The organism is Mycobacterium sp. TH-M11 (assembly GCF_057473725.1).
On sequence record NZ_JBYCLD010000081.1, the window covers coordinates 1 to 12190 of the forward strand.

Annotated in this window: 13 protein-coding genes; 7 read left to right on the forward strand and 6 right to left on the reverse strand. The window is 65.5% G+C overall.

What is annotated here, in order from left to right; all coding sequences use genetic code 11:
• The 5 genes from AC2VOG_RS03395 to sdhC form a co-directional block, all read right to left on the reverse strand.
• Window positions 1-884: aminotransferase class III-fold pyridoxal phosphate-dependent enzyme (locus AC2VOG_RS03395; protein WP_486938506.1), on the reverse strand; the 884-nt coding region annotated here is incomplete at its 3' end.
• Window positions 885-939: 55 nt separating this feature from the next.
• Window positions 940-1734: a succinate dehydrogenase iron-sulfur subunit gene (locus tag AC2VOG_RS03400; RefSeq protein ID WP_486938507.1), complete on the reverse strand. Its 795-nt coding sequence runs from the start codon at window positions 1732-1734 to the stop codon at window positions 940-942.
• Window positions 1734-3521 carry a succinate dehydrogenase flavoprotein subunit gene (sdhA, locus tag AC2VOG_RS03405; RefSeq protein WP_486938517.1) on the reverse strand — a complete coding sequence of 596 codons (1788 nt, stop codon included), beginning with the start codon at window positions 3519-3521 and terminating at the stop codon, window positions 1734-1736. The genes AC2VOG_RS03400 and sdhA overlap by 1 nt, the downstream gene beginning before the upstream one ends.
• 67 nt (window positions 3522-3588) lie before the next feature.
• Window positions 3589-4059 carry a succinate dehydrogenase hydrophobic membrane anchor subunit gene (locus tag AC2VOG_RS03410; RefSeq protein ID WP_486938508.1) on the reverse strand — a complete coding sequence of 157 codons (471 nt, stop codon included), beginning with the start codon at window positions 4057-4059 and terminating at the stop codon, window positions 3589-3591.
• On the reverse strand, window positions 4056-4484 hold the full coding sequence (sdhC, locus tag AC2VOG_RS03415) for a succinate dehydrogenase, cytochrome b556 subunit (protein WP_486938509.1): 429 nt from the start codon (window positions 4482-4484) through the stop codon (window positions 4056-4058). The genes AC2VOG_RS03410 and sdhC overlap by 4 nt, the downstream gene beginning before the upstream one ends.
• 197 nt (window positions 4485-4681) lie before the next feature.
• On the opposite strand from sdhC, the gene AC2VOG_RS03420 reads away from it, so the two are divergent.
• The 3 genes from AC2VOG_RS03420 to AC2VOG_RS03430 are packed head-to-tail and all read left to right on the forward strand — an operon-like array spanning window position 4682 to window position 7454.
• Window positions 4682-5080, forward strand: coding sequence for a cytidine deaminase (locus AC2VOG_RS03420; protein WP_486938510.1), 399 nt, complete (start codon window positions 4682-4684; stop codon window positions 5078-5080).
• Complete coding sequence (locus AC2VOG_RS03425; protein WP_486938511.1) at window positions 5077-6369, forward strand: thymidine phosphorylase; 1293 nt, start codon at window positions 5077-5079, stop codon at window positions 6367-6369. Before AC2VOG_RS03420 ends, AC2VOG_RS03425 begins: the two co-directional genes overlap by 4 nt.
• On the forward strand, window positions 6366-7454 hold the full coding sequence (locus AC2VOG_RS03430; protein WP_486938512.1) for an adenosine deaminase: 1089 nt from the start codon (window positions 6366-6368) through the stop codon (window positions 7452-7454). The genes AC2VOG_RS03425 and AC2VOG_RS03430 overlap by 4 nt, the downstream gene beginning before the upstream one ends.
• 112 nt (window positions 7455-7566) lie before the next feature.
• On the opposite strand, the gene AC2VOG_RS03435 is transcribed toward AC2VOG_RS03430, so the two are convergent.
• Window positions 7567-8388, reverse strand: coding sequence for a mycofactocin-coupled SDR family oxidoreductase (locus AC2VOG_RS03435; RefSeq protein ID WP_486938513.1), 822 nt, complete (start codon window positions 8386-8388; stop codon window positions 7567-7569).
• Window positions 8389-8463: 75 nt separating this feature from the next.
• Here AC2VOG_RS03435 and AC2VOG_RS03440 point away from each other — a divergent pair, with 75 nt between their 5' ends.
• From AC2VOG_RS03440 to AC2VOG_RS03455, 4 genes are read left to right on the forward strand one after another with little or no spacing between them, the layout of a single operon-like run.
• Window positions 8464-8907, forward strand: a complete 444-nt coding sequence (locus AC2VOG_RS03440; RefSeq protein ID WP_486938514.1) for a nuclear transport factor 2 family protein — start codon at window positions 8464-8466, stop codon at window positions 8905-8907.
• A 4-nt stretch (window positions 8908-8911) separates the two neighbouring features.
• Entirely contained in the window at window positions 8912-10108 is a 1197-nt protein-coding gene (locus AC2VOG_RS03445; protein ID WP_486938515.1) for a sulfotransferase family protein, read from the forward strand.
• An 8-nt stretch (window positions 10109-10116) separates the two neighbouring features.
• A complete protein-coding gene (locus AC2VOG_RS03450) occupies window positions 10117-11361 on the forward strand; it encodes a hypothetical protein (RefSeq protein WP_486938518.1) in 1245 nt (414 codons plus the stop codon).
• A gap of 1 nt (window position 11362) precedes the next feature.
• On the forward strand, window positions 11363-12190 hold the full coding sequence (locus AC2VOG_RS03455) for an oxidoreductase (protein ID WP_486938516.1): 828 nt from the start codon (window positions 11363-11365) through the stop codon (window positions 12188-12190).

Sequence of the window (12190 nt, forward strand, 5' to 3'; positions counted from 1 at the left end):
CCGATCGGCGAGTACCCGGAGGTCAATCCCTTGGCGCAGGTGATGATGTCGGGTTGGTAGCCGACGTCCCCGATCTCACAGCAGGCGAACATCGATCCGATCCGGCCCCAGGCGCAGATCACCTCGTCGGACACCAGCAGCACGTCGTAGTGATCGCAGATTTCGCGGACCCGTTCGAAGTATCCCGGCGGTGGGGGTATCGAGCCGCCCGCGTTCTGCACCGGTTCGAGGAACACCGCGCAAACGGTGTCGGGTCCTTCGAATTCGATCGCCTCGGCGATCCGGTCGGCGGCCCACTGCCCGAAAGTCTTGAGATCGGACCGCAGCGGCTCCGGCGCGCGGTAGAAGTTCGTGTTCGGCACCCGCAATCCGCCGGGAGTCAGCGGCTCGAACGGGGTTTTGTAGGCCGGCAGGCCGGTGATCGCCAACGCGCCGTGCGTGGTGCCGTGGTAAGCGGTCGCGCGTGAAATCACTTTGTACTTATTGGGTTTGCCGGTCAGCTTGAAGTACTGCTTGGCCAGCTTCCACGCCGACTCGACGGCCTCGCCGCCGCCGCTGGTGAAGAACACCCGGTTCAGGTCGCCTGGAGCGTACCCGGCGATCCGATCGGCAAGTTCGATCGCGGGGGGAGTCGCATACCCCCACAGCGGAAAGTAGGCCAGCGTGCTCGCCTGCCGCGCGGCCGCCTCGGCCAACTCGGCGCGGCCATGTCCGACCTGCACCACGAACAGTCCGGACAGGCCGTCGAGATAGCCCTTGCCGGCGTCGTCAAAGATCGTCACGCCGTCGCCGCGAACGATGATCGGCGGCCTGGTAGCCGGACCGTGCTTGGCGAAATGCAGCCACAGGTGGTGATCGGCCTTCGCGGCAAGGTTCTCGGTCATGGTGACCGCGAGCGTAACGCCACGGAGGTTTTGGCGCCTTAGCCGCAAATGTCCCTCAGCGGGCGAACAGCAGCGCGCGCTTGACCTCTTGGATCGCCTTGGTCACTTCGATGCCCCGGGGGCAGGCGTCGGTGCAGTTGAACGTGGTGCGGCAGCGCCAGACGCCATCGACCTCGTTGAGGATGTCGAGACGCTCCGCGGCGCCCTCGTCGCGGCTGTCGAAGATGAACCGATGCGCGTTGACGATCGCCGCCGGACCGAAGTAGCTGCCCTCGGTCCAGAACACCGGACAGCTGGTGGTGCACGCCGCGCACAGGATGCATTTGGTGGTGTCGTCGTAGCGGGCGCGGTCGGCCTGGCTCTGAATCCGTTCCCGCGTCGGGGGATTGCCGCTGGTGATCAGGTACGGCTTGACCGCGCGGTAGGCGTCGAAGAACGGCTCCATGTCAACGATCAAGTCCTTCTCCACCGGCAACCCGCGGATCGGCTCGATCGTGATGGTGAGGTCTTTCTTCGGCTTTTTCGGCAGTAGGTCGCGCATCAGCATCTTGCAGGCCAGCCGATTCTTGCCGTTGATCCGCACGGCGTCTGAGCCACACACGCCGTGCGCGCAGGACCGCCGGAAGGTCAGGGTGCCGTCGAGGTAGCTCTTTACGTAGATCAGCAGGTTGAGCACCCGGTCGGTCGGCAGGCACGGCACCCGGAAGCTCTGCCAGCCACCGGAGTCGGCGTATTGGTCCGGGTTCTCCGGGTTGAACCGGGCAATTTTCAGTGTCACCATGACCGAACCTTCGGGCACGGCTGGCAGGGGAGGATCGCCGGCGGGCGCTTCGAGCGCGTCGGTGCTCATCAGTACTTGCGCTCCTTGGGTTCGTAGCGGGTCTGCACCACCGGCTTGAAATCCAGCCGGATGTCGGCGAGCAGATCGGTGCCCTGCTTGTCGGTGCCCTGCTTGTCGGCGCCAATGTCCTTGTAGGCCATGGTGTGACGCATGTAGTTGACGTCGTCGCGGTTGGGGTAGTCCTCGCGGGCATGGCCGCCGCGGGTTTCCTTGCGGTTCAGCGCGCCGACGACGGTAACCTCGGCCAGTTCGAGCAGGAAGCCGAGTTCGATGGCCTCCAGCAGATCGCTGTTGAAGCGCTTTCCTTTGTCGTGCACCGAGATTCGGGAATACCGCTCCTTGAGCGTGTGAATGTCGGTCAGCGCCTGCTTGAGTGTTTCTTCGGTGCGGAACACCGCGGCGTTGTTGTCCATCGTCTGCTGCAGTGCGCCGCGGATGTCGGCGACTCGCTCGTTGCCGTGTTCGGACAAGATGCCAGCGACCCAGTTGATCACCATCGTCGCCGGGTTCGGCGGCATCTCGACGAAGTCGTGCCCCTTGGCGAAAGCGGCCGCGGCGATGCCGGCGCGACGGCCGAAGACGTTGATGTCCAACAGTGAATTGGTGCCGAGCCGGTTGGCGCCGTGCACCGACACGCACGCGCATTCGCCGGCCGCGTACAAGCCGGGCACGGTGTTGGTGTTGTCCCGCAACACCTGACCGGTGATGGTGGTCGGGATGCCGCCCATCACGTAGTGACACGTCGGGTAGACCGGGACCAGTTCCTTGACCGGGTCGACTCCGAGGTAGGTGCGGGCGAACTCGGTGATGTCGGGCAGCTTGGCGTTCAGCACCTCTTCGCCGAGATGGCGGACGTCGATGTAGACGTAGTCCTTGTGTGGACCGGCGCCGCGGCCCTCGAGCACCTCGCGGACCATCGAGCGCGCGACGATGTCGCGGGGTGCCAGGTCGACGATCGTCGGCGCGTAGCGCTCCATGAAGCGCTCACCCTCGCCGTTGAGCAACCGGCCACCCTCACCGCGCACGGCCTCGGAGATCAGAATGCCCAGCCCGGCCAGCCCGGTCGGATGGAACTGGTGAAACTCCATGTCCTCCAACGGAAGTCCCTTGCGGAAGACAATGCCGATGCCGTCCCCGGTCAGGGTGTGCGCATTGGAGGTGGTCTTGTACATCCGGCCCGAGCCGCCGGTGGCTAGCACGACGGCCTTGGCGTGGAAGACGTGAATGTCGCCGGTCGCCAGTTCGTAGGCGACGACGCCGGTGGCCACCGGGCCGCTCGGGGTGTCGGTGAGCACCAGGTCCAGGGCGTAGAACTCGTTGAAGAACTCGACGTCGTTCTTGACGCAGTTCTGGTAGAGCGTCTGCAGGATCATGTGACCGGTTCGGTCTGCGGCATAACAGGATCGGCGCACCGGCGCCTTGCCGTGGTCGCGGGTGTGCCCGCCGAAGCGGCGCTGATCGATCCGGCCCTCGGGGGTGCGGTTGAACGGCATCCCCATCTTCTCCAGGTCGAGCACCGCGTCGATGGCTTCCTTGCACATCACCTCGACGGCGTCCTGGTCGGCGAGGTAGTCGCCGCCCTTGACGGTGTCGAAGGTGTGCCATTCCCAGTTGTCGTCCTCGACGTTGGCCAGCGCCGCACACATACCGCCCTGGGCGGCACCGGTGTGGCTGCGCGTCGGGTAGAGCTTGGTCAAAACCGCTGTCCGGACCCGGGGGCCGGCCTCCACGGCGGCCCGCATCCCGGCGCCGCCGGCGCCGACGATCACCACGTCGTATCGGTGTTCGCTGATCAACGCGGGCACCGCCGACGATGCAGAGCGGAGCGATGCGGAGAAGGTGGTTCAAGCATCAGAGCCTCCCTTAGCCCGAGATATTCGGGTCGAATGTCAACAGCACATAAGTGCCGAGCACCAACGTGAACGTCATCGACAAGACGAGCAGGCTGTTCAGCCAGAAGCGGGTGGAGCCCTTGCGGCTGTAGTCGTCGATGATGGTTCTCAATCCGTTGCCGCCGTGCAGCTGGGCCAGCCACAGCAGCACCAGATCCCAGGTCTGCCAGAACGGCGAATGCCACCGCTGGGCAACGTAGTTGAAGTCGATGCGGTACACGCCGTCGTCGACCATCAACATCACGAACAGATGGCCGAGCGCCAGGAATACCAGCGCGACGCCGGAGAACCGCATGAACAGCCAGGCGTACTTCTCGAAGTTCGGCATGCCAGACCGGCGGCGTGGTGTGCGCGGGTTGTCGAGGCCGGCCGGGCGGTCGTGGTTGCGCTGGCGCACCGGCGCGACCTCTCCGCGGCCCAACTGAAGATCGGGTGAGCTCACCGGAAGTGTCCGATCATGTGGACGGCGACGATCACCGCGGCGGGCACGATGACCAGCACCCAGACGACCGCGATCACCCACAACATCGGGCGTTGATAGCGCGGCCCCTGCCCCCAGAAGTCGATGAGGATGACCCGGATGCCGTTGAGCGCGTGAAATAGCACCGCGGCGACCAAGCCGAGTTCCATCAGGCCGACGAGCGGCGTCTTGTAGGTCGAAACGACCTCGTCATACGCCTGCGGGCTGACCCGGACCAGCGCGGTGTCGAGCACGTGGATGAACAGAAAGAAGAAGACAGTGGCGCCGGTGATGCGGTGCAGCACCCATGACCACATTCCCGGATCGCCACGATAGAGGCTGCGCCGCAGAAGTTGCAGTCGCGATTTTTCCTCCGGCGTGGCCGGATTCGCCGACGTCGTCGTCATCTCCCGCCTCCCCTTTGCGATGGGCTACCCAATTTAATCCCATTCACGCGGCCGATTCAGCCCCATTCTTGCGACCGGGCCGCCCCTTTGGTGTCCGCCGAGACTTCCGCACGCGCAGAATCTAGGCTGGTCATGTGAATTAGCCAACAGTGAGCGGGGTTTTCGGATGCAGTGTAACCACGCGCGGGGTCGAGACCGTGTCTGAGAAAATCGACTGGAAGATGCTGCACGGCAAGGCAACTCATGCGGCACGGGGTGCATATGCGCCGTACTCGCGCTTTCCGGTGGGCGCTGCCGCACTGGTCGACGACGGCCGGGTGATCACCGGTTGCAATGTGGAGAATGTCTCATATGGCCTAGGTCTCTGCGCGGAGTGCGCGGTGGTGTGCGCCCTGCATTCCACCGGCGGCGGCAGGCTGCTGGCGCTGGTATGCGTTGACGGCGGGGGAGCGCTGCTGATGCCGTGCGGCCGCTGCCGCCAGGTGTTGCTGGAACACGGCGGGCCGGACATGCTGATCGACCATCCCGCGGGGCCGCGACCGCTCGGCGAGCTGTTGCCCGACGCCTTCGGTCCCGAGGATCTCGAGCGCGCATGAACCACGATGCGCCGACGGTCATCAGAACCAAACGTGACGGCGGCCGGTTGTCCGACGACGCGATCGACTGGGTCATTGACGCCTATACCCGCGGGCAGATCGCCGACGAGCAGATGTCGGCGCTGCTGATGGCGGTGTTCCTGCGCGGTATGGACTACGGCGAGATCGCGCGCTGGACCACGGCGATGGTGGCCTCCGGTGACCGGTTCGACTTCGCCGACCTGCGCCGTGACGGCCATCCGGTACGGACCGTCGACAAACATTCCACCGGCGGCGTGGGAGACAAGATCACCTTGCCGTTGGTGGCGGTGATTGCCGCCTGCGGCGGGGTGGTGCCACAAGCCTCCGGCCGCGGGCTCGGGCATACCGGCGGCACCCTGGATAAACTGGAATCGATCGCCGGCTTCACCGGTTCATTGACCAACGCTAACGTGCGGCAACAGCTTTGCGATGTCGGAGCGGCCATCTTTGCCGCCGGCCAGCTGGCGCCGGCCGACGCGAAGCTGTACGCGCTGCGCGACATCACCGCGACCGTCGAGTCGCTGCCGCTGATCGCCAGTTCGGTGATGAGCAAGAAGATCGCCGAAGGGGCTGGAGCTCTGGTGCTCGACGTGAAGGTCGGCTCCGGCGCGTTGATGGACTCCGAATCCCGATGCCGGGATCTGGCCGAGACCATGGTCGCGCTGGGCGCCGAGCACGGGTTGCCGACTCGTGCGTTGCTCACCGACATGAATCGCCCGCTGGGCGCGGCCGTCGGTAACGCGCTCGAGGTCGCCGAGGCGCTCGAGGTGCTGGAGGGCGGTGGTCCACCCGATGTGGTGGGCCTGACGGTGGCCTTGGCTCGCGAGATGCTCGATCTCGCCGGCATCGACGGGCACGACCCTGAGCAGACCTTGCGGGACGGGACAGCGATGGACCGGTTCCGGGCACTGGTCGCGGCGCAGGGCGGAGACTTGTCTCAACCGTTGCCTGTTGGTAAGGACTCCGAAACCGTCACCGCGACGCGAAGCGGCACAATGGGAGATATCGACGCAATGGCAGTGGGGCTCGCGGTGTGGCGGCTCGGCGCGGGCAGATCCCGTCCCGGCGAGACGGTCCAGTCCGGCGCGGGGATTCGGATCCACCGTCGTTCCGGCAGCCCGGTGGCAGCCGGTGAGCCGCTGTTCACGCTGTACACCGATACGCCCGAACGCTTTCCGGGCGCACTGGCCGAGTTGGACGCGGGCTTCACGGTCGGCGATACGGCCCCGGTGGAGCGGCCACTGATCATCGATCGGATCACCCCATGACGACGCCGCTGAGCCTGGACACGATCGAGCGGGCGCCCAAGGCGTTGCTGCATGACCATCTCGACGGCGGGCTGCGTCCGTCGACGGTGCTCGACATCGCCGGTCAGACCGGCTACGACGACCTACCCGCGACCGATGTCGATGCGCTCGCCCAATGGTTTCGCACCGCTTCGCACAGCGGATCGCTGGAGCGCTACCTCGAACCGTTCTCACACACCGTCGCGGTGATGCAGACCCCTGAGTCGCTGCACCGGGTCGCCTTCGAGTGCGTGGAAGACTTGTCCGCGGACTCGGTGGTTTACGCCGAGGTGCGGTTCGCCCCGGAGTTGCACATCAACAAGGGACTGGCGTTCGACGAGGTCGTCGACGCGGTGCTCGCCGGTTTCGCCGACGGCGAGCAGGCGGCGTCGGCCGCCGGGCGTCCCATTGTGGTGCGCTGCCTGGTGACCGCGATGCGGCACGCCGCGTTGTCTCGTGAGATCGCGGAGTTGGCAATCCGGTTCCGCGACAAAGGTGTGGTCGGCTTTGACATCGCCGGCGCGGAGGCCGGCTACCCGCCAACCCGGCACCTAGATGCCTTTGAGTACATGCGAAACAACAACGCCCGCTTCACAATCCACGCTGGCGAGGCATTCGGACTGCCGTCCATCCAAGAGGCGATCTCGTTCTGCGGTGCCGACCGGCTGGGCCACGGGGTTCGCATCGTCGACGACATCGACGTTGCCGAAGACGGTGAAGTTAGGTTGGGGCGGCTGGCATCGATACTGCGGGACAAGCGAATTCCGCTGGAAATGTGTCCGAGCTCCAACGTGCAGACCGGGGCGGTCACCAGCATCGCCGAGCATCCCTTCGATCTCTTGGCCCGAACGCGATTCCGGGTCACCGTCAACACCGACAACCGGTTGATGAGCGACACCACCATGACTCGCGAGATGGCCCATCTGGTCGACGCATTCGGCTACGGGTGGAGCGATCTCCTGCGATTCACCGTCAACGCGATGAAGTCCGCGTTCATTCCGTTCGACGAGCGGTTGGCGCTCATCGACGACGTGATCAAACCGCGTTACGCCGTCCTGATGGGTTAGGGCGCCTGCAAGCGAGAGTGCTGCCAGCGACGTCGCAACCCGGTAAATAACTCGGCAGAAGCACTTTCGCGCGCCGAACCGCCGAACCGCCGAACCGTCGTCTAGCCGCTCGTCACATCACGACGTGGCCGGCGTCGACGGGCACGGCTATGCCGGTCACGAAGCGGGCCCGCGGGCTGACAAGCCACAGCACCGCCTCGGTGACGTCCTGCGCCTCGACCAGTGGCACGTCCGGCAGCAGGGTCTGCGAGACGGCCGGATTGGGGTTGGTGGTCATCGCGTTGATCACGAAGTCGTTGATGATCATCGGTGTCGCGACACCACCAGGGTTGACCGAGTTGACCCGGATCTTGTGTGGCCCATAGGCATTGGCCGCAGATCGCATCAGGCCCACCACGCCGTGCTTGGACGCGGCGTAGGCGAACATCGCGGCACTGCCGTCGCCCCCGCGGCCGATCAGCCCTTGCGACGAGCTGACCAGCACGACAGAACCGCCGCGGCCCTTGCGGATAATCGACGGCACGGTCGCCACCATCGTGTTCCACACGCCCTTGAGGTTGGTGTCGACAATGGTGGTGAACACCGGTTCGGCGCGGATCTGTGGGTCGCCGATCGCCACCACGCCGGCGTTGGCGATCACGATGTCGATGTCGCCCAACTCGTCGATGCCGGCCTGTACGGCGGCCTCCAACGCCGGCAGGTCGCGGACGTCGGCGATGACGGGCGCCACCCGGCGGCCGGCAGCTCGCACCCGTCGCGCAGTTTCCTCGAGGTCGGCTTTCGTCGCCAGCGGGTAGGGAATCGCCTCGACGTCGGCGCAGATGTCGACGGCAATGATGTCGGCGCCCTCTTCGGCCAGCGCGACGGCGTGGCTGCGCCCCTGGCCGCGCGCCGCGCCGGTGACGACGGCGACCATATTGTCGATTTCACCCATGACTGTAGAAACGTACCCGGCGATTCAACGTAAACCAGCCGAGATGCCCGATATGTCTGACACGATTCCAGGGACATGACGGACAGCGCGCGCGACATCACCAATCTGATCTACCGTTATGCCGAACTTCTCGACGCGGGCGACCTCGACGGTGTGGCCGCGCTCTTCGCGCACGGGCGCATCTGCGGGGTCGAAGACGGCCCGCCGGAGACGGTGTTCAGTGGCGTCGCCGGGGTGCGCAAGATGTATGAGATGGCCACCCGGATCTATGAGGACGGCACCCCGAAAACCCGGCACAACACCAGCAATGTCCAGCTCGACATCCACGAGGCCGACGGCATCGCGCGCAGCAGGTCCTACTATTGCGTCACCCAGGCAACGCCGACGTTGCCGCTGCAGGTGATCGTCACCGGGCACTACAAGGACACCTTTCACCGCGTGGACGGCGCCTGGTGGTTCGACAGCCGGACCATGTTCGTCGACCAAATCGGTGATGTCAGCCAGCACTTGAAATTCTGATCGCGTGACATCGCCCTTCGACCTGGCCGGCGTGCAGGCCGACGCAATCCGCAAAGAGGCCTTGACCGACTGGGGGCCCGGGGATTTCAGGGAACCGCTCAGTGTGCTGCTGGACGACTACGCGATCGCCGACCTGAACGTCGTCGGCGTGCACATCTTGCGCGCCGGCATCGTGCACAGCCTGCGGATGCGGCTGCGTACTCAGGAATGGATCCGGCGGCATCCCGAAATTCTGGACGAGCGCATCGAGGCGCCGATCGTCGTCGTCGGCATGATGCGCAGCGGCACCACACTCCTGCAGCGACTGCTGGCCGCCGACCCGCGCCTGCACTGTGCCTACGGGTGGGAGGTGGTCGAAGCGGCGCCACGGCTCGATCACCGATTCGGCGGCTCCGATGCCGGCGATCCGAGGATCGCGGTCAGCGAGGCCCGGGAAGCCAAATCCCGCGAACTCGCGCCGGACCTGTTCGTCATCCATCCGATGTATGCGCGTGAGGCCGAGGAAGAGATCGTCTTCCTCGCCGATGCTTTCCTGTCGCATGTGCCAGAGTCCGGCGCCCACTTGCCGAACTACCGGTCCTGGCTCGACGCGCAGGACTTCACGCCCGCCTACGACTACCTGCACCGGATGCTGCAATTCCTGCAGTGGCAGAAGCGGCAGAGATCTCTGGGACGAGGCGGCGAGTCCGCGACGCGCTGGGTGCTCAAGTCACCGGCTCACCTGGGCTATCTGGGCGCTCTGCGGGCCCGGTTCGGTGATCTGCACATCGTGCACATGCACCGTGATCCATGTGCCACCGTCGCCTCGGGTGCCAGCCTCAACCACACCCTGCACGCGATGCATGCCGACGACGTCGACCCGCACCGCGTCGGCGCGCAGTGGCTGCAGCGGACGGGGTGGACGAACGATCGTGCGATGGCGGTGCGGGATGGCTGGACTGACGAAGCGGCCCGGGTCACCGACATCGGCTTCGACGACGCGGTAGGGGACCCGATCGGGCAAGTGTCCCGTGTCTATGACGCCATCGACCTACCGCTGACCGGCGAGGCGGAGTCGGCAATGCGCCGGTGGTTGAAGCAGCGTCCCCGCGAGGCGGTGCGCCCGGCCTACAGCCTGGCGGACTACGGCCTGCGCCCGGAGGACGTCAAGGAGAGGTTTGCGTTGTACAACAAGCATTTTCAACAGTATGTCGCGAAGTGAGGACAGTAATGCACGACGACCCGGTCGCCACGGAAGCTCAACACGAACAGGAGTTGGCCGCGCTCGAACTGACCGAGCATCCGATCGTCAAAGCGGCCTACCGCACCGTCGCCGAAACCTGGCTGGGCCGGGCCAAGGCATCTGATGCGATGCGCGAGCGATTCGACGCCGCGTTCGCCGAGGTGATGTTCTCGGCGGCGGTGTGGTCGTCCAACCAGGACAAGCTGCGACCCAAGGTCAGTTGCATCACCCGGTTGGCCCATCCGGTCAACGGCCGTCGAATACCTGGATCACGTTGGGGCATAGACAATCCCGACAGTGTATATCGAGTCATCCCGATCTGCGGTGACGAGCGGTACGAGATTCACGGGCGCGTCGGCCAACATCGCATGACCGAGAACTACTTCACGCTGTGGGACTCGAACATGGGCACCGTCGACGTGCTCAACGGTCGCACCATGGCGGTGGATTCCGACGGCAGCTTCACCATCACCGTCGATGCCGACCCGGCCAACGGGCGGCCCAACCACGTGCGCAGCACCGCCGCCGCGCACGAGTTCTACATCCGTGACGTGTTGCTGGACTGGGGCCGTGACGACCCCAATCACGTTGAGATACAACGACTCGGCGGTCCGCCGGCAATGCCGGCGCGCACGATCGACGAGCAGGCCGAGGCGACCGCGGCGATGATGGCGCACTTCGCGAACTTCACCGGAAAGCTCAGCCATGGCGTCTACAAGATGCCGCCCAATCATTTCAACCTGGCCTGGTCCGCCGACAAGGTGGGCGCAATGCGCAATCAGGTCTATGTGATGGGCCGATTCGACTTGACCGAGGATGAGGCGTTCGTCGTGGATGTCGGCGACGGTGGCGCCGAATATTTCACCGTTCCGCTGAGCAACATCTGGGGCACCACGCTGGAGTTGGTCGATCGCACCGGCAGCCTGAACAAGGCGCAGTCGCATTCCAACGACAACGGCAGCTACACCTATGTGATCTCACCTGTCGATCCCGGCGTGGCGAACTGGATCGACTCGGACGGATTGCGGGAAGGGATTCTGACGCTGCGGATGGCGGAGTTCGGCGCGGCCGGTCCGCGTGAGGATCTCGGCGCCCGCGGACGGGTGATCAAGCTGGACCACCTCGATGACGAAGTGCCGCATCTGCCGCGGGTCAGCGCCGAGCGGCGCAAGGCCGAACTGGCCGCCCGGCGGCAGGCGTATCTGCGGCGTCTGCCGGAAGGGACGGCCTGACATGGCTCGGTGGCTGATCACGGGGTGCTCCACCGGCTTCGGCCGCGAAATCGCCCGCGCCGCACTGCAGGACGGCCACTCCGTCGTGGTAACCGCCCGTCGGGTCGATGCGGTGCACGACTTCGTCGACGAGTTCGGCGACCGGGCCTTGGCCGTGGCGCTCGATGTGACCGATGCCGGCCAGATCGCCGCCGCGGTCGCAGCGGCCGACGACGCGTTCGGCGGCATCGACGTGCTGGTCAACAACGCCGGCCACGGCTACCTGTCCGCGGTGGAGGAAGGCGAAGACGCCGAAGTTCGAAAGTTGTTCGACGTCAACTACTTTGGCTCGGTCGACATGATCAAGGCGGTGCTGCCGTCGATGCGGGCCCGCCGGTCGGGGCATATCGTCAACATTTCGTCGATGACGGGCCTGGTCGCCAACCCGCCCAACGCCTACTACTCGTCGACGAAGTTCGCGCTGGAGGCGGTGACCGAGGCGCTGGCGACCGAGGTCCGGCCGCTGGGTATAAAGGTCACCGCGATCGAGCCGGGCGCGTTCCGCACCGACTGGGCCTCGCGATCGATGAAAGAGTCAGCCAACCCGATTGCCGACTATCAAGATGTGGCGGCGCGCAAGGATCTGATCAAGCAGTTCGCCGACCATCTGCCGGGCGACCCGCGCAGGGTGGCCGACGCCGTGCTGATGGTGACCAAGCTTGATGAGCCGCCGCTGCGGCTGCTGCTGGGCCGCGACGTCCTCAAGGCGATGCGCGACAAAATTGCCGCAACGTCCGCGTCGATCGAGGAGTGGAAGGCTGTCACCAAGGACGTGAACTTCCCGGATTAG